General features: G+C 45.7%; 13 protein-coding genes and 1 other RNA gene. 12 read left to right on the top strand and 2 right to left on the bottom strand.

What is annotated here, in order from left to right; genetic code table 11:
• The first annotated feature begins 329 nt into the window (after positions 1-329).
• Together QT973_RS20775 and QT973_RS20770 are read left to right on the top strand one after the other, a co-directional pair.
• Positions 330-1,109, top strand: a complete 780-nt coding sequence (locus QT973_RS20775) for a class I SAM-dependent methyltransferase (protein WP_333051394.1) — start codon at positions 330-332, stop codon at positions 1,107-1,109.
• A 92-nt stretch (positions 1,110-1,201) separates the two neighbouring features.
• The gene (locus tag QT973_RS20770; protein ID WP_333051396.1) at positions 1,202-1,537 is read left to right on the top strand and encodes a cupin domain-containing protein; all 336 of its coding nucleotides are present in this window, start codon (positions 1,202-1,204) and stop codon (positions 1,535-1,537) included.
• A gap of 232 nt (positions 1,538-1,769) precedes the next feature.
• Here QT973_RS20770 and QT973_RS20765 read toward each other — a convergent pair whose 3' ends face one another.
• Positions 1,770-2,471 carry a Crp/Fnr family transcriptional regulator gene (locus QT973_RS20765; RefSeq protein ID WP_333051397.1) on the bottom strand — a complete coding sequence of 234 codons (702 nt, stop codon included), beginning with the start codon at positions 2,469-2,471 and terminating at the stop codon, positions 1,770-1,772.
• Positions 2,472-2,516: 45 nt separating this feature from the next.
• Here QT973_RS20765 and QT973_RS20760 point away from each other — a divergent pair, with 45 nt between their 5' ends.
• From QT973_RS20760 to QT973_RS20740, 5 genes are all read left to right on the top strand, one after another.
• Positions 2,517-3,026 (top strand): CdiA C-terminal domain-containing protein, encoded by a 510-nt coding sequence (locus QT973_RS20760; RefSeq protein ID WP_333051398.1) that lies wholly within the window; start codon positions 2,517-2,519, stop codon positions 3,024-3,026.
• A gap of 208 nt (positions 3,027-3,234) precedes the next feature.
• A complete protein-coding gene (locus QT973_RS20755) occupies positions 3,235-4,041 on the top strand; it encodes a thiazole synthase (protein ID WP_333051818.1) in 807 nt (268 codons plus the stop codon).
• Positions 4,042-4,110: 69 nt separating this feature from the next.
• Positions 4,111-4,278 carry a photosystem II assembly protein Psb34 gene (gene psb34, locus QT973_RS20750; RefSeq protein ID WP_106333461.1) on the top strand — a complete coding sequence of 56 codons (168 nt, stop codon included), beginning with the start codon at positions 4,111-4,113 and terminating at the stop codon, positions 4,276-4,278.
• Positions 4,279-4,848: 570 nt separating this feature from the next.
• A complete protein-coding gene (locus QT973_RS20745) occupies positions 4,849-7,119 on the top strand; it encodes a hypothetical protein (protein ID WP_333051400.1) in 2,271 nt (756 codons plus the stop codon).
• 105 nt (positions 7,120-7,224) lie between these two features.
• Positions 7,225-7,917, top strand: coding sequence for a response regulator transcription factor (locus QT973_RS20740; RefSeq protein ID WP_333051401.1), 693 nt, complete (start codon positions 7,225-7,227; stop codon positions 7,915-7,917).
• Between the two features lie 118 nt (positions 7,918-8,035).
• On the opposite strand, the gene hemG is transcribed toward QT973_RS20740, so the two are convergent.
• A complete protein-coding gene (gene hemG, locus QT973_RS20735) occupies positions 8,036-9,523 on the bottom strand; it encodes a protoporphyrinogen oxidase (protein WP_333392086.1) in 1,488 nt (495 codons plus the stop codon).
• A gap of 34 nt (positions 9,524-9,557) precedes the next feature.
• Between hemG and QT973_RS20730 the strand changes: the two genes are divergently transcribed.
• From QT973_RS20730 to rnc, 5 genes are all read left to right on the top strand, one after another.
• The gene (locus tag QT973_RS20730) at positions 9,558-9,722 is read left to right on the top strand and encodes a hypothetical protein (RefSeq protein WP_333210952.1); all 165 of its coding nucleotides are present in this window, start codon (positions 9,558-9,560) and stop codon (positions 9,720-9,722) included.
• Between the two features lie 676 nt (positions 9,723-10,398).
• The gene (locus tag QT973_RS20725; protein ID WP_333051404.1) at positions 10,399-14,634 is read left to right on the top strand and encodes a PAS domain S-box protein; all 4,236 of its coding nucleotides are present in this window, start codon (positions 10,399-10,401) and stop codon (positions 14,632-14,634) included.
• A 76-nt stretch (positions 14,635-14,710) separates the two neighbouring features.
• Positions 14,711-15,895 (top strand): magnesium/cobalt transporter CorA, encoded by a 1,185-nt coding sequence (gene corA / locus QT973_RS20720; RefSeq protein ID WP_333051405.1) that lies wholly within the window; start codon positions 14,711-14,713, stop codon positions 15,893-15,895.
• A 572-nt stretch (positions 15,896-16,467) separates the two neighbouring features.
• An RNA gene (gene rnpB / locus QT973_RS20715) (RNase P RNA component class A) lies at positions 16,468-16,901 on the top strand.
• A 288-nt stretch (positions 16,902-17,189) separates the two neighbouring features.
• On the top strand, positions 17,190-17,897 hold the full coding sequence (gene rnc / locus QT973_RS20710; protein WP_333051407.1) for a ribonuclease III: 708 nt from the start codon (positions 17,190-17,192) through the stop codon (positions 17,895-17,897).
• Positions 17,898-17,999: the final 102 nt, after the last annotated feature.

Below are 17,999 nucleotides of genomic sequence, written 5' to 3'. Positions count from 1 at the left end.
CCGTCCAAAAAGGACGGGCGGGACGCCCATCCCACAATAACAATTAAAATTGTAAGTTATTTAATTCGCGAGCCTTACTATAACGAGGACGGGTTTTGGGCTTTCGACAGAAAGTATTGTTGGCAATCAAAAACAGTCCGAATTGTTGAGAGGCGGACATGGTATAATTCCTGATATTGTAGGGTGCGTCAGCCTCATAATTTTTTACAGTTATGTCAAAAATTGATCGAGCTGACACACCCTACGATAATTTGAATATGAGCTAGATCATAGAAAGATTAGGCAGAATTTGGTAAACTGAGATTAAGGTTACATAGGAGGTCAATTTAATGACCAATACTGCTCTTAATTTTAAGACTGCACCGGGACATGAAGTGCTCGCGGCGGCTGGCAAGAAAATGCTGAGGCCGGGGGGGAAACTTGCTACGGAACAGTTATTTGAATGGGCGGATTTTCAGCCTGGGGAGACTGTTTTGGAGTTGGCTGCTAGTTTTGGATATAGTTCGATCGCCCTTGTTGAACGTTTTGGCGTAAAAGTAGTGGGAGTTGAGAAAAATCCCGACAGTGTGGCCCGCGCTCGTGCTAATGTTGCAGCAGCCGGTTTGAGCGATCGAGTGGAAATTGTGGAAGGAGATATTTTTCACTTGGATCGGATTTCCCAACAGTTTGATTGGGTATTGGCTGAAGCTATTCTGACAATGCAGTCACCGTCGGGGAAAGCTAAAATTGTATCGGGAATTTGCGATCGTTTAAAACCAGGCGGCAAGTTTCTCTCTCACGAACTTTTAGCTAGAAACCGAGAATCAGAAATTCAAAAAGCTTTATCAGAAGTGACTCGGGCTAATTCAACGCCTTTGTCTGAGTCGGGCTGGATTGCTGCTTACCAAAAGGCGGGTTTGCAAGTAGAAAAGTGTCAAACCGGGGCGATGGGACTCCTAAATTTGTCGCGAATGCTGCAAGATGAAGGGTTTGTGGGTACTGTGCGGATTGTGTGGAATATTTTAAGTCGATCGCAAATTCGCGATCGTATCTTAGCAATGCGTCGAGTTTTCCAGCATTACCAACAGGATCTAGGCTACATCGTTATCTCTGCCAAAAAACAATCTTAACCGACTCAATCGATTTTCGATTTTCGATGGAAGAAAGTGAAGCCACTGATAAATTCGAGACTTGTGACCAAATTAATTAATTGTCAAAAACTATGACTACTACTCTTTTACCGCTACAATCTTCAGCAATCCAACTCCGAGACGCAATTGAATATCCCGCCGCCGGAGTGCTTAACAAAATTTTAGTCAAAGACAAAAATTGTCAGTACAGTTTATTTTGTCTGGCTGCAGGAACGGAAATTTCGGAACACTCTTCGGCAAGGAATGCCACAGTTAATGTCATCGAAGGAAAGGGTATTTTGACTCTTGAAGGCAAGGATATTGTTTTGGAACCGGGGGTATTTGTCTTCATGCCCGGTAAAGCTCTTCACGCTTTGAAAGCCGAAGAAAATTTGGCGTTTATTTTGACACTTTCCGAGGCTCATTAATTTCTGCAATATTGCTTGGGGGGCGGGTTTTATACTTGCCTAAAATCAATAATCTCATCAACCCGCCCCGATTCACAGTAGGGGCGGGTTTTACCAACCATAATTGCCTAAAATCAATAATCTCATAAACCCGCCCGATTCACAGATTGTCGGGGGCGGGTTTATGTAGATAGTGAGTTGCAGTCAAATATTGTTTGTGAAACCCGCACTACAAGAATTGGGATTTTAACATTTAGTCTATTTCTTCTCCAGAGGCGGTATCCTCCAATTTTTCCCAATCCAATACAATAATTTTACCGCCTCGACTGTAGGAGACAAACGGCTTGAGTTTCTTAAATAACCGCACGCATTCTTCGTAGGTAATTCCAATGCTGCGAGCGATTTGATAGTAGGGAAAACGTTTTTCTAAACATACACTATTATCAGCAAGCTTCGTACCTTGCTCGACGCCAAAGTAATGAATAAATCGGGCTAGTCGCACGATCGCCCTTTCCGACACCAACCCGTGCACAGTCTCGTGCAGTTGCTGCAACCGCTGATTAAAAACCGCCAATATTCGCAAAGCAATCTCAGGATTTTCCCGAATAGCTGCTAGCAAAAATTCCCGTTCTGTGGTAAGAACTTGCACATCAGTTTCTGCAGTCACCGTTGCGGGGGCAATGCCGTTGCCTAGCAAAGCAGGTGCAGCAAAAATATCTCCCTGAAACAAAGTGCGGAGAATTGTTTCTTTGCCCGCCGTCGCTGTTTTTGCAACCCGTAGAGAACCGCTCAAAAGAGTGTATAATTTTTCGGGGATGCGATCGCCCTCATACATCACAACTTCTCCCTGTCGGTAAGTGCGAATTGCTGTATGTTCTTGCAATCGCTCTAATTCAGTTTGGTTTAAGCTGGTAAATATTCCAATTTTAGCCAGTTGCTCAACAGTTGATTTCATACTTTTAACTCTACCCGCTCGGAGTCTATTTACAGTATAATAACGGTGAATTCAGAATATATCGAAACAAGCAGAGCCATCTACGAAAATGCAGAACCAGAATATCGGCGATATTATTTTGATGAGATAGCTGGCGGATTTGTGCTAATTCACCAACAACATAATCTTAATAATTCGGAAATCTTTATTGCTGAAGTTTTGGCTAAAATAGGGAAGAGAGTTAGAATGTTGAGCGAGCAAGCAGCAGAGGGTGTCAGAACGCCAGATGCTGAGATAGACGGTGAGATTTGCGAATTTAAGGAGTTGACAGAACAGACTCAAAACATCAGAGACCGAGTGCAAGAAGGCATCAGTAGAGCAAAAAAACAAGGTGCAGTAACGGTTATTTTTCACGTAAACCGAAAGAGTTACGAGTTTTGGAAGGTAAACGACGGCATCAGAAAAGCTTTTTATTGGGACGACACACAACGGATTCAGAGCATTATATTAGTATTCAATAGCGAAGAATCTCAAGAAATTACTAGGGAGGAATGGGAAAATGGAAGACGTTTTTAATGAGTTTGAAGAAATTATACAAAGAGGATTAAAAAATAATATGCCGCGAGATGCCAAATTGATAACTGTTGGGCAAATTCTTTATGCAGTTACCCGCGATGAGCTGACAAATAAAGAAGGTTGGCAGCTTGAAGCAATGCTGGGAGGCAGAAAAAACTGGGAAGAGGCACTTGAGTACAGCATTTTTGGCTATCCAGTAGATACAGAAATGCCATCTTTAGACAAACCTCTAATTATTGCCGGCAAAACTTTTCATTCTCGTTTGATGACGGGGACGGGAAAATATCGCAGCATCGCAGAAATGCAGCAAAGTGTCAACGCTAGCAGGTGCGAAATTGTGACTGTAGCTGTGCGGCGAGTGCAAACAAATGCTCCGGGGCATGAAGGATTGGCAGAGGCTCTCGATTGGACTAAAATCTGGATGCTGCCAAATACTGCCGGTTGTCAAACTGCGGATGAGGCGATTAGAGTAGCTCGTTTAGGGCGGGAAATGGCGAAACTTTTAGGGCAAGAAGACAATAATTTTGTCAAATTAGAAGTGATTCCCGATGCTAAATATTTGCTGCCCGATCCGATCGGCACTTTGGAAGCTGCAGAACAATTAGTCAAAGAAGGTTTTGCCGTTTTGCCCTACATCAATGCCGATCCCCTGCTGGCAAAACGCCTAGAAGAAGTCGGTTGTGCGACAGTCATGCCTTTAGGTTCGCCCATCGGTTCCGGGCAAGGGATCAACAATGCGGCCAACATTCAAATAATTATTGACACGGTGAAGGTTCCTGTGGTAGTCGATGCGGGTATCGGAACCCCCAGCGAAGCGGCGCGAGCAATGGAAATGGGAGCAGATGCACTGTTGATTAATTCGGCGATCGCCAATGCCCAAAATTCCCCGGCAATGGCAAAAGCAATGTCCATGGCAGCAGAAGCGGGGCGGATGGCGTACTTAGCAGGCAGAATGCCGATCAAAGATTACGCGATCGCCTCTTCCCCCCAAACAGGCACCGTCACATCCAAATAAATTCCTGAATTTTCCTGGGCGCTTTTTTGGTAGAGTTGTAAGCATCAAAAATATTAAGGATTGTGACTGATGCCTTACATCAAAGATGACGATGGACGCCTGAACAACTTTGCTAAAGAGCCGAAGGTGTATGAAGCCGTACCTCCCAACAAAAATCAGCAACGCAACTACATCATCATGGGTATTGCAGCAGCCATGTTAGTCGCCGGTTTGGTGTACGTGGCTGCCTCCGTCTGAAAACTGGCCTGAGACTCAAAGCTGCTTCAAATCGCAATTTTAAATAATCCTTCGAGAAACCATGTTTTCCTTTCCCAAGGAAACATGGTTTTTGTGTTTCAATACAAAGCAGGTAGTTGCGACAATCCTGAAGCGTGCCGAGCGAGCCCGAAAGCTAAATAAGACCAGCATAAATTTGGTGTTTTCCTCTCTGCTGTTGGGCTCAGGGACTTGGGTTGCAAATACTAACACGGGTTCGTCACTCACATAAAATTGCCAATTGAAAATCTACAATCCTTTAGTCATCACCGGTGCGATTGACAATTCCCGCATCCAGGATACCCGCCACGTGATTCATCCGTCCAGAAATAAAAAACCTGTATCCGAGAAACTTGCCGAACGTATTTATCTCGCGCAAGTCAAGGCTTCAATCTAAAATCTAAAATCTAAAATCTAAAATCGATTGACTGCCTTCGGGGCGCAAGTTGTGAGTTATGAGCGATCGAGATTTCAATTTTCAACTTTCAACTCTACAATCTAAAATCTACAATCCAAAATCTAAAATCTAAAATCTAAAATCGGCTGATCCTGATGTCTATTCCTTCCCAAAAAGTTTCTAGCTCGAACAAGCTGATCTACCAACGCTTGAAACAGGCGATCGACCTCAATTTACGCCGTCAAATTTTTATTGCCGCCTGCGACGACTTGTGCTTGCGAGACTGTCTGGCAGCCCGCTTGCAGACAGAATTAGCCGCAGAGAGCGCAGGCTCCGATCCTCGCTCCCCGATCGACTACCCCCGATTTGTCAGCTTGGAACTCGACTTGAGCGATCCAAATCCTTGGGGTTCGATCGCCGCGTGGCTGACTCAACACCCACCGCCCCAAAACAGGGGCAGCTACAGCCCTTTGCCGGGATTTCAAATTATCGGGGCAGAACACCTGACAAGGCAGTCAGCAGCCGTGCAGTGGTCGTTCCTGAGCTATTTGAGAGACATCGAAGCAAACCTGCAAATGTGCGAGTCTACTCTGTTGCTGTGGGTGTCGCGCCCCTGGCTGAGTTCGATCGAGCAATCGGCCCCAGAATTTTGGCACTGGCGAACCGGAGTATTTGAGTTTGAAGGCGAACCAACTCCAGCTAAGGAAGACTTCGGGCACTTTGAGGACTTCGGAAACTCAGGAGACTTGCGAAACCTGCGCGACAGCGGAGACTTTGGCAACAAACTTTTAATATCTTCTTTGTCTGGACAATCCCCAATTCCCGACGAACAATTCCCAATTTCCTATCCCCCGTCTCCAGCCCCTGATTCTAAATCCGTCCAACTGGCAGATGAGGAACAATCCCCAATTTCCTATCCCCCGTCTCCAGCGCCTGATTCTAAATCCGTCCAACTGGCAGATTTGGTTTTAGCAGCAGCTTCTGAGGATTTGGCAGCCGAAAATAATCCCGCATCAGAGGAGAATTTTCTGCCGCTGCAAACCCTGCAATACATCGAACTGCTGCAAGAACATCAGTGTTGTTGTGAAGCATTAGCTTTGGCTTATCACGGTTTGGGAAATTACTACCGCGATCGCATTCTGGGCGGAGACATTTCAGAGCAAAACCTGACCATCGCCATTGGTGCGATCGAACAAGTGATTGCGTATCTCGAAGTTGACAGCAAGTCGCAGCAAAATCAACCACTAACTGAGGAATGCGCGCGGCTGATTGCCCAATTGACACAAAATTTAACTCAGTACGCCCAGGAGTCCCACAGCCTACCGCCAATTTCCGATCTGCTCAACGATCTCGGCACTCTCTACTGGATGCTATCGCGCGATCGCACGCAGCATAACGCCTCAGATCCAGTATCCAGCCTTGAACGCAGCATCGCCCTCTACCTTGAAGGTTTGAACCGAACAGATGCCGAAACCGTACCCCAAACCCGCGTTAGATTAAACAAAAATTTGGGAATCGCCTCGGCAGATTTAGCTCGCTATCGAGACAAGACAGAGAACTTGCAGCACGCAGTTGCAGCTTACCAACAAGCGCTGCTGGATCTCGATCCCGCCGTGGAGCCCCAGCAGTACGCTGCAGCTCAGAATAATTTGGCGACAGCATACTGGAATTTAGCTCAAGATGGTGAGCCGATCGTATATCTCAAAAGTGCGATCGCAGCTTACACCCAAGCCCTCTCCTGTTACAGTCCCGAACGAGAACCCCTCAACTATGCCGGAGTGCAAAACAACCTCGGTACCGCCTGCTGGAACCTCGCCCAGCACCAACCCTCAGAACCCCTGCTAGTCAGGGCGATTTCCGCCTACCGCGAAGCCTTGAAATACCGCACCAGAGAATTAGTACCCGCAGCAGCAGCAGCCACCTACAACAATCTCGGTACCGCTTATTGGCATTTGGCGAACCAGTTTCAGCAGAAACAGGCGCGGACGGAATCATTGCAGCAGGCGATTACCGCCTACGAAGCCGCCTTGGATATCGCCGGAAAGCTCGATCGAACCCAACTCACCTTTGACGCCTTGGCCGCCCGCAACAATCTCGGACTAGCCCACTATCAACTAGCCACCGACCCAGATTTCGCCACTAACAAAGTCGCACAGACAAGCCATCTAGAAGCAGCACTGCACCACCAGTTGCAAGTGTGCGCCGAATGGGGACAATATCTCAATGACAAAGGGTTAATATATGGGGATAAACTCAACCTGCAAGCCACGGCAAACTCCCAAGCTGCTGATTCCCGGCAAACAGCATTGAGCTATATTGTCAAAACGATTAGAGCTTTCTATAGTGAATGTGGGCTGCCAGGCCAAAATTTAGCCTTATCCAAAGTTCCCGGAGATTTATTGCCCGAAATCTTGCGTAGGTTATAAATATGGCTATAACTATTAAAAGCTCAATTTTTTCGAGATTTGTATCCAGTTTTCTATTATTATGGCTGAATATTCTTGCCTAATTCTTCAAGCAAACTTGTGGTCATGGCCCCTGTAAAAATTCTTGTGGTTGATGACGACCCGGCAATCCGAAATTTAATTCACCGTTTTTTGAGCCAGCAAGGTTATCAAGTTGAGTCTGGCGAGGACGGTCAGACTGGTCTGGAATTATTTGAGCAACTCAATCCTGACTTAGTAGTTCTAGATGTAAATTTACCTGATACAACTGGCTATAAACTGTGTCAAGAAATGCAAAGACGCACGGGCGTGTTTGTGTTGATGCTGACTGCCCGAACCGATGAAGCTGACAAAATGAAAGGGTTTGCCGAAGGTGCTGACGACTACATTACTAAACCTTTTAGTCTTGTAGAGATTGGAGCTCGCGTTGCAGCAATTTTGAAGCGTAAACGCATTGTTACTCCCGCGGAACAACAAAGTCTTACTTTTGGAGAGCTACTAATAGATCCGGTTCGCCGCGAGGTAATTCTCGGCAGCCAGATAGTTGCTTTGACTGCTTTAGAATTCGACCTGCTGTACTGTTTGGCTAGCAAACCCGGTCGCGTGTGGAGGCGATCGGAATTGCTGCATGAAGTGTGGGACTACGAGTATGTAGGAGCCGATCGCGTGGTGGATGTTCATATCGGTCAAATTCGCCGCAAAATTGAACTAGATCCCAATCAAATGCCGATGATTCAAACCGTCAGGGGGGTGGGTTACAAGTTTGAGCCAACAACCTAGTAGCATTCGCCGGCACGTCCGTCGGCACACCAGGCAGAAGGCAGTATAGGGGCGGGTTCACCAATATCTCTGATTCACATCCTCGATATTTGTAAACCCGCCCTCCCCACACAAGAATTCAGATCGATCGAGTATCTGATTGTTTTTTCTGCAAATACTCGCCCACTTCTCGTGCACGCTCAAAACCCCTTCGCACGCAATCTCCCAAAGCCACGCCGCCAACGTAGTTACTGCACAAATACACCCCCGGCAAAGATTTTAAGCCCTCATCGATTTGTTGCAGGCGATCGAAATGCCCCAAATTGTACTGAGGAATCGCCCGCTTCCACACATTCACCGCTAAAACTTTTGGCTGTGGCACATCTGGTTTCAGCAAAATCCGAGACAAATCTCGGTGCACCTCCCGAACGATTTCTTCTGAGTCGAGATTGCCAATTTCCGAGTCTGTTGCGCCGCCGATGAAACTGGTGAGAGTGTGCCAGCCTGCAGGCGTGCGATCGGCAAATAAACTAGATGTCCAAATCGTCCCCAGAGTGCGAATTCCCTGCCCCCTCGGAATTAAATTTCCAAAACCTACTAATTTACTCTTGACATCCGAATGCGGATATGCTAATACAACGCAGGCAACCGTAGGATAAGTAAAAGCTTGTAAAGCAGTGCTAACTTCCGGTTGCAGAGGCTGCAACAAATCGGCTGTAACGTAAGCCGGCGTTGTCAAAACCACGGTACGCGCCTCAACTTCCTGCTGTCCTTCGGGCGTCGAGAATACAGCAATGTAAGTTTCGCGTTGTGTACGATCGAGGCGAGTCAGATGCCAGTTGAGTTTCAGTCGATCGCCCAATTCAGCAGCGATCGCCTCTGGCAAAGCTTTCAACCCCTGTTTAAACGAACCCAACTCCCCCGGCCTAGTTTTAGGAACATTCGGGTCTGCAACAGTCTTTAGCCCCCCCTTGGTAAGGGGGGGTTGGGGGGGTCTTTTCCTAGCAGAAAGCAGCGCCCCCGCCACCAGCCCGCCACCCAGATCGGCCATCTTTGCTACCCGGCCAAAAGCCGCCGCTGCGCTAAGTTGTTGCGGATCGCCCGCATAAACCCCAGAAACAAAAGGTTCCACCAACCGCTGCATCACTTCCGTCCCCAGATGACGGCGGAAAAATTGAGAAACAGTTTCCTCGTTACCCTGCTGCGAAAGTCCAGCGCCCATTGCCGGCGCGACAAACCCCAAAGCCCCGAACAACGCCCGCAGTTTCCCCGGAAAACTCAGTAACTGAGACTGAATCATCGCCGGTGGAGTCATCGGCACCGGTTGCAGCTTTTTTTGCCAATACACAAAACGAGGCAATTTGCGATCGGCAAAAATCAACTCCTGCTTCAATCCCACATCCACAGCCAACTTCATCAATTCTGGCGTCGGCGAAAAACTGTTCGGGCCCTCCTCCCAGAGAAACCCCCCCGCTGTCACAGTGGTGATGTTCCCGCCCACACGTCCCTGACTCTCAGCGACTAAAATCTTCAGCGAGGATGGACTCGTTGCTTCCTTGTGAAGTGCGTGCGCCAAACTCAAACCGCTAATACCCGCACCCACAATCAAGGTATCTAATAGTTCCATATTACATAGAAAAATATCGCAATCTTTATGTTACATGGCTTTGCACGGCTTGCGTTCTTTGCTGGGCGTACTGCCAAACCGCTTTCAGATTACCGAATTGGGAATTGGGAATCGGGAATTGGGAATCGGGAATTGGGAATTGGGAATCGGTAAGCTGTCGGGCATTTCTGAAGCATTTTTCTCGCAGGTTGTGGATTAGCCTCTGCCCACCTCCCCGTCTCCCCGTCTCTCGATCTCGCTTTTGTATCCGCTGGGTCTGCTTTAAAAAAAGAGCATCTGCTTTAATTAAGCTATATTCCCAAAAATACTATTTGTTTAAAATTTTTGTATTATAGGGAACAGCGCCGAAAATTGCACCGGGAAACGCAGCAGTACAGTGTCCAAAAAGATTTGACTGGGTTAAACTAACTTTAGGAAAATTGGAGAGCTTAAGCAAGTCAGCACCCCGCTCGGAAGAGATGGGGCTTTATGCCCTAATCAAAAGACATAGTTGACCAGCTATCGTCTTAACTGATTAGGTTATCAAAAATATGGGTGTAGCTCAAGCTGCTATGAGATAGCGGGTGAAATATTTGAAACGGTAATTGTTCCGTGGAAAGTAGATCGCAAAAGTACCAAGTGACCAAGTAGCCCTGTGTAGTAATAATCAATATTCAAGGCGGTTAAAACTGCCTGATGAGTGCTACCTCGATCGGTCTACTCACATCTTGCACCATTCTCGCTTAACAGGCTTTCCGGCTTGTTCCACAAAGATTTAATTTCTTGTGGGTTTGGCATCCTGCCCGCTCATAAAAGCTTATTGAAAATGGTGCAACATATGAGCCTAAAGACACGAGGTTTCCATAATACTAAGCTTTTCTCATGAAAAAATACCCATGCAGGAAGTTATCAACTCGTTTCAGTCTTTTTTCTCTAACTCTGTTGATGCTTTCCTAGAGTGCGATCGACAGCAAAAGTACCTATCGATAAATCCAGTCGCTGCTGCTTGGATGGGATTGGATCCGGCTGAAATAGTCAACAAAACTAATCAGGAATTATTAAAATTATATCCCAATAATGCTGCTGTTAAAAATATAATCTCGCAGATTGATTCTTGCCTGCAACAAGTATTTATTACCGGGGAAAAACGGCTGGCAATTCATGAGGTGACGACGGCAGACGGCGGGATTAAAATTTACGAAACTGCTTACACGCCAGCGGTGGATGCCTCTAGCAAGCAGATGCGGGTTTTGGGCGTCGGTAGAGATATCACCAGGCATTACCGCTGGCAGCAGCAGAAAACTCAACAGTTGCGCCGATCGAACCATTTACTGTGGTTGAATGCAGCTAACAGTCCCCTGGCAATGGTAGGCTGGGATGAAGATTTTCGGATAGTTCAATGGTCGAAACGCGCCGAAGAAATCTTTGGCTGGACATCCGATGATATGATGGGCAAGCAGTTCGGCGATTTAGATTTGGTTTGCGAGGAAGATAGAGAGACTGTAAGCGCGATCGAGCTTGAACTAGCCACTGGCAACGGCAATACTTCAATTAACCGCAACTATACTAAAAGCGGACAGGTAATTTGGTGTCGCTGGTTCAACTCGATTATTCGCAGCGGCGACACTTTTACTGTGCTTTCTTTGGTGGAAGATATCACCGATCGCAAACGGTTGGAAGCAGAAAAAGCCCAAGCTTCTCGCCTCACAGCAATGGTAGCCGATGTGGGTATTGCCCTCACCAGACACCCTCAAGATATCCTGCTTCCCTGCTGCGAGGCACTGGTGCGAAATCTCGATGTCACTTCGGCGGAAATTTGGACTTTCAACACTCAACATAATGTTTGCCAATTGCAAGCAGTATCGGGAATATACAGCCGCACAGACGATCGCGCTAGCTTTATTGAAAGTAAGGTTAACTCGATCGCCAAACAGCAAAAACCAGAGTTTGACTGCGGATTTGAACTGAACAATTTTGGACTCCCAGAGGAAGAATCCCCGAAAGCAACAGAGGCGCAAAAGTCCGAAGTAGCCATTATCAACACCAGTCAAAAGCCGACAAATTGCCAAATTCCCAACCAAATTATAACCTTCGCCGGCTACCCTTTGATAGTCGAAGAACGGCTGGTGGGAGTCATGGTAATTATCAGCCGCCAGCCGCTGAGTGCACCTTTTCAGGAAACTTTAGCATCGGTTGCTGATGTCATCGCTTTAGGCATCGAACGCAAGCGTGCCGAAGCTGAATTACAATCAGCGAGAGGGTTCCTCAATTCCGTAGTAGAAAATCTGCCGGTGGGAGTTTTTGCTAAAGATGCTTCTTCGCTGAAATTTGTGCTGTGGAATAAAGCGGGAGAAACGATCGCAGGTGTTACCTCTGATGAGGCGATCGGCAAAAATGACTACGATATTTACCCCAAAGAACAAGCTGATGTTTTTACTGCTCAAGACAGGGAAATATTGACAGGCGATCGCAACCAATCTAATGTTAAAGACATAGCCGAAGAGCCGATCCAAACTCGCCACAAAGGTATGAGAATACTGCACACCCGCAAAGTGCCAATTCTCGACGCCGCAGGCCGTCCTCAGTACGTTTTGGGGATTACTGAAGATATTACCGAACGCAGGCAGGTAGACGAAAGCGTGCGCCTCTACGACCAAATTGTGGAGAATATGCAAATTGGTTTGTACGTCTACCATTTAGAAAATATAGACGATGATAGCACTCTCAGGGCGATCGCCTCCAATCCTGCAGCTACCCTATTTACCGGATTAGAAATGGCTGATGTTTTGGGAATGACAATCGACGAGATTTTTCCCCACCTGCGATCGAAAAACATTCCCCAAGCATTTGCTTCGGTAATTCGCACCCAGAAAGCCGTAGAACTTGAAGATATTGACTGCGATGAAGGGGGTCGAATAACTCGCGCTTTTTCTATTAAAGCTTTTCCATTACCCAACAACTGCGTCGGTGTTGCTTTTGAAAACATTACTGCTCGCAAGCGCCTAGAACTAGAACTGCAGGTAGCTTTGGAAAAAACCGAACGTTCCGAACAATTCCTGCGTACAGTTATAGACAAAACCAGCGACTGGATTTTTGCCAAAGACAAAAATTTTTGCTATATTTTGGTCAACAATAGTTTCGCTCGATCGATTGGTAAAACAGTCGAAGAAATCCTTAGCAAATCTGATTTAGACTTAGGGTTTTCAGTAGAGCTAGTGTTTGGAAATTCTGCCAAAAATATCCGAGGCTTCCGCACAGACGACTCTGCTGTACTGGCAGGCGAAATTATCCACAATCCCTGCGATATGGCTACTGTTGCAGACGGTTCAGTACATATTTTGGACACCCAAAAACTTCCCCTGCGCGACGCTGAAGGCAATGTATTTGCAGTGCTAGCTTTCGCTCACGATATTACAGAAAGACATGAATCGGAAGCAGCTTTGCGTAGAAGTGAATCAAGATTTAGGTCTTTGGTAGCTAATATTCCCGGAGTGGTTTATCGCTGGAAGTGCGATTTTTCGACTAATTTTATTAGCGATGCCGTTTACTTATTAACTGGCTACCATGCGGCAGATTTTATTTGGGTTTTGGACAGGAGAAGCCGGACTTTTGCTAGTATTATTTACCCGGAAGATTTGGCAAAAGTAGAAGAAACTATTCGGCAAGGCATAGAAAACAAAGAGTCTTATAACTTGGAATACCGCTTGCTCGCAGCAGACGGCACGGTTAAATGGGTTTGGGATAAGGGTTCTCCTGTGTTCGACGCAGAGGGAAACGTTTGCTATTTGGACGGGGTGATTTTTGATATTAGCGATCGGTACTACGCAGAGGAAGCATTGCGCCAAAAAACTTTAGAGTTAGAAGCTGTTTTTCGCGCTTTACCTGATTTGTATTTTCGACTAGATGCTGACGGTAAAATCGTGGATTATTTGTCAGGAACTTCCTCGGTTTTATACGTGCCTCCCGAACATTTTATTGGTCAACGAATGACAGACATATTGCCACACAATGTCGCCTGCCAATTTACCCAAGCAATCTTTGAAGTTTCCGAAACAAGAAATTCCATCGATATAGAATATTCGCTTTCCATGTCGGAAGGAGAAACAACTTATGAAGCCCGACTGTTGCCGTTTAATTCAGATCAGATTATTATTCTAGCTCGCAATATTACCAAGCGCAAACAAGCCGAAGCTCAATTAAAACATAAAAATCGCCAGCTAGAGCAAACATTGAAACAATTAGGCCGGACTCAAGCTCAACTAATTCAAGCGGAAAAAATGTCTGGTTTGGGACAGCTAGTGGCGGGAATTGCTCACGAAATCAATAATCCTGTTAGTTTTATTTACGGTAATATCACTTACGCTAGTGAGTATGCCAAAAACTTGCTGCAACTGTGCAGTTTGTACCAAGCACACTACCCGGAACCTGTGGCGGTTATCCAAGAATTGGCAGAAGAAATAGAACTGGAATTCATGAAAGAGGATTTCCCGCACCTGCTGAGCTCAATTCAAACCGGAGCAGATAGAATTCGCCAAATAGTTCTGTCTTTGCGTAACTTTTCCCGCCTGGAAGAATCCGATCTTAAGCGTGTTAATATTCACGAAGGAATAGACAGTGCTCTGTTGATTTTGCAACACAAGATTAAAGAAAATGGCAGAAATCGTCCTATTCAAATAGTTAAAGAATATGGGAAACTGCCGCAGATACAGTGCTACGTGGGACAGTTAAATCAAGTGTTTATGAATATTTTAAATAATGCTGTTGATGCTTTAGCAGATGTCAGGCAGCGGAAGTTGGAATTGTCTAGTTATTCGGAAGAGGAGCGGCAAGATTTTCCTAGTTTACCTTTAAGTTGCGCGGCATTGCCGTGGATTCGGATTCGCACGGAGTTGCTGGAGAACAATCGGGTGGCGATCGTAATTTCAGATAACGGGTATGGCATGGCAGAGCCTGTTAAGTGTCGGGTATTTGACCCGTTTTTTACTACTAAACCAGTAGGCAAAGGTACAGGTTTGGGACTGTCTATCTCCTATCAGATTGTGGTGGAAAGACACGGAGGGACGCTGCATTGCATTTCCGCGCCTGGAGAGGGAACTGAATTTGCGATCGAGATTCCAATTCGGCAGAGGTAATTAGTCATTGGTAATTGGTAGTTGCACCAGAAAAATGATAATCTAATTAAAGGTTCTAAAAGTCAGGAATATTAGCATGGTATACAAAAACATACATACTTCTAGTGCCGTTGCCAAACAAATTAAAGAAGAAGAAGATAATGATGATGATTCCTATGTTGACTATTTTTATGACGATCAGGGGGCTCCGCCGGGAACTCTCGACTTAGAACCCGATGCGCCGCCTCCGGAGATTGTATTAATTGACTATTGCGACACAGCAGCTACTCGCGCCCACTTGGCAAATCCTCAAAAAGCGGCTGCGTATTTAGATACAGCATCTGTTTCTTGGGTTGATATGTTGGGATTAGGAAACAAAGAAACTTGGCGGCAAATGGCCGAAGTATTTAATTTGCACGTAATGGCTCAGGAAGATGTAGTTAATGTTCCCCAGCGACCGAAAGTAGTAGACTATGAAGAACATCTTTTAATCATTGCTTGGATGGTGATGCTGCATCCAGAATCAGATACTTTTCATAAAGAACAAGTAAGTTTTATTTTGGGCAAGCATTACCTGCTAACTGTTCAGGAAGAACCGGACTATGATTGTTTTGAACCAGTGCGCGATCGCATTCGTAAAGGACAAGGAATGATTCGCAAACACGGCGCAGATTATCTGGCTTATACTCTGTTAGATTCGATTATAGATGGATTCTTCCCTGTATTAGAAGTTTACGGAGAGCGCATTGAAGAATTAGAGGATGAAGTGGTGGTGAACCCCACCCGCAAAACCCTGGAAAAAATCTATAAAATCCGGCGAGAATTGCTGACGCTGCGCCGCGCCATTTGGCCGCAGCGGGATGCAATTAATGTTTTGATTCGAGATAGTAGTGATTTGATTAGTCCAGAGGTGCGAATTTACCTGCGGGACTGTTACGATCACACGGTGCAGGTGATGGATATGGTGGAAACCTATCGAGAGTTGTCTTCTGGTTTGATGGATGTTTACTTGTCTTCGGTTGGTAATAAAATGAATGAAATCATGAAATTGCTGACGGTAATTTCGAGTATATTTATTCCTCTAACTTTTGTGGCGGGAGTATACGGGATGAATTTCAATACAGAGAAATCGCCCTTGAATATGCCGGAGCTGAATTGGTATTTTGGCTATCCGCTGTGTTGGGCTGTTATGGTAGGAATCGCATCTGGTTTAGTTTACTTTTTCTGGCGCCGCGGCTGGTTTGATAATTTTTCTACTATCAAAGATGACTCATTAAAGTAACCGAATTGAAGATTTGAGATTGGGTATTAAAGATTGAAGAATTCAAAATCCTGTTAGGTGAAAAGGTTTCCTGCCCCTAGTTGAATCCGTGCGATAAATCCTTGGATGATAATTGCCAACTTTTGTGCCCCCTGATTCATCCGTGAGTGATTTTAAGGGAGTTGCAGGGAAATTTACAGCATATTCCATATATGTGTAGTACAGAGAAACCGGGTTTCTTGAACAGAATCAGTTTAAAGGCTAGAACTGTAAAGAAACCCGGTTTCTGAGGTGTACTTCACAAACCTGGAATATGCTGTAATTGTTGGGCGGGCTTTCGGGCCCACCGTACAAGAGTTTGAATAAACACAAATGTTGCACCATTGTCAAGAACAGGCTTTCCGGCCTGTTCCACAATAAAATTCATCTCTTGTGGAACAGGCCGGAAAGCCTGTTCATAAAAAGCTTATTGACAATAGTGCCAGATGTGAGAGTAAACACAAATGTCCAAGTTAAGTGGGCGACAATTTAAAATATTCAATCTCAAATCCCAAATAGATTGACGAACGATCGCGTACAATAAATCTGGGGAAAAAGTAGGCGCAGGCGGTTGCGGATTAGCGAAAGCTTGTCTGAGGAAAGTCCGGGCTCCCGAAAAACCAAACTTGCTGGGTAACGCCCAGTGCGAGCGATCGTGAGGATAGTGCCACAGAAAGATACCGCCAATTAGTCATTAGTCAGCAGTCATTGGCCATTAGTAAGTAACTGAGGATTTTTGACTGGGAAGCAACAACTAATTTGGTAAGGGTGCAAAGGTGCGGTAAGAGCGCACCAGCAGCATCGAGAGGTGCTGGCTCGGTAAACCCCAGTTGGGAGCAAGGTCGGAGGGACTATGGTTGGTTTTTTACCAGTTCCGTTTTTTGGTACCGCTTGAGGCGTCTGGTAACAGGCGTCCCAGATAGATAACTGCCCTCGAAAACTGCTTGCAGTTGAGAGAACAGAACCCGGCTTATGTCCGACTTTTTCCTCCCCCCATTTAATTAAAACTACCGCTTGGGAATCAGGTCAACAAATCTTTTCGACCTGTTTTATGTTGGGAAAGGTGTGCACTGCACACCCGGAGGAAGATTTTGGGTAAGGTGCACCATAAGCACCCGGAGGAATATTTAGTCTTTAAACTAATTTTTTTTTATTAATATGAATCTGATACCTGTTAAAAAAAATAATGCAACTTTTGAAAAGCTCCAAACCCGGATAGTCATCCGTGATTCCCACTTCTAAAATCTAAAATCTAAAATCTAAAATCTAAAATGGTATGATTTATCCGGGTCGCCAAAAGCAACTTGAAACATTAATTGAAAAATTGGGACTGACGAAGAATGCTTCGATAAAATGGCATCTCGTCGATTTAGCTTTGACTCATGCGAGCGCGTCAGCTAAGGCGAATTACGAGCAACTAGAGTTTGTGGGGGATGCAGTAGTGCGGCTGGCTGCGTCGGAATTGTTGTTTGAGATTTATCCTGACTGTACAGTGGGGGAATTTGCTGCTATTCGATCGATCTTGGTGAGCGATCGCATTCTTGCTAAAATCGCTGAAAGTTACGGGTTCGATCGCTATTTAATTGTTTCCAGCAGCGCCGCTGCAGACAAAACAGGCGCTGAGCCCCGGCTGGCCGATGCTTTGGAAGCGGTACTGGCTGCGCTTTATTTGAGTACCCAAAGCTTAGAATTAATTCGCCCTTGGCTAGATTCTCACTTTCAACGCTTAGCGGCGGAAATCCGCAGCGATCCGGCTCGCCAAAACTACAAAGCTGCTCTCCAAGAGTTGACTCAAGGCAAATACAAAACTTTGCCTAAATATAGCGTGCAAGAAACTGGGACAGTGCAGGGCGGAGAGGATCGTTTTACCGCAGAAGTTCTCATTCAGGGAAAGTTGGTAGCAGAGGGAAAAGGTCGATCGATCAAAGCGGCCGAACAAGCAGCGGCTCAGGCAGCTTTCAATAAATTAGTTGGTAGTGAGTAGTCAGTTGACTGTTGACTGTTGACTGGTGTTATCAGTTATTGGTTATTTGTTAGGAGCGCGAATTAAATAACTTACAATTTTAATTGTTATTGTGGGATGGGC

Origin of the sequence: Microcoleus sp. Z1_A1, assembly GCF_036700305.1 — a bacterium.
GTDB lineage: Bacteria > Cyanobacteriota > Cyanobacteriia > Cyanobacteriales > Microcoleaceae > Microcoleus.
This window is presented reverse-complemented; position numbering and strand designations above follow the sequence as displayed.

Coding starts and splice junctions, on each gene's coding strand:
- QT973_RS20740 (WP_333051401.1), top strand. CDS start 7,225: ATGGCCCCTGTAAAAATTCTTGTGGTTGATGACGACCCGGCAATCCGA.
- QT973_RS20770 (WP_333051396.1), top strand. CDS start 1,202: ATGACTACTACTCTTTTACCGCTACAATCTTCAGCAATCCAACTCCGA.
- QT973_RS20730 (WP_333210952.1), top strand. CDS start 9,558: ATGGCTTTGCACGGCTTGCGTTCTTTGCTGGGCGTACTGCCAAACCGC.
- QT973_RS20775 (WP_333051394.1), top strand. CDS start 330: ATGACCAATACTGCTCTTAATTTTAAGACTGCACCGGGACATGAAGTG.
- QT973_RS20745 (WP_333051400.1), top strand. CDS start 4,849: ATGTCTATTCCTTCCCAAAAAGTTTCTAGCTCGAACAAGCTGATCTAC.
- psb34 (WP_106333461.1), top strand. CDS start 4,111: ATGCCTTACATCAAAGATGACGATGGACGCCTGAACAACTTTGCTAAA.
- QT973_RS20765 (WP_333051397.1), bottom strand. CDS start 2,471: ATGAAATCAACTGTTGAGCAACTGGCTAAAATTGGAATATTTACCAGC.
- QT973_RS20755 (WP_333051818.1), top strand. CDS start 3,235: ATGCCATCTTTAGACAAACCTCTAATTATTGCCGGCAAAACTTTTCAT.
- rnc (WP_333051407.1), top strand. CDS start 17,190: ATGATTTATCCGGGTCGCCAAAAGCAACTTGAAACATTAATTGAAAAA.
- hemG (WP_333392086.1), bottom strand. CDS start 9,523: ATGGAACTATTAGATACCTTGATTGTGGGTGCGGGTATTAGCGGTTTG.
- QT973_RS20725 (WP_333051404.1), top strand. CDS start 10,399: ATGCAGGAAGTTATCAACTCGTTTCAGTCTTTTTTCTCTAACTCTGTT.
- corA (WP_333051405.1), top strand. CDS start 14,711: ATGGTATACAAAAACATACATACTTCTAGTGCCGTTGCCAAACAAATT.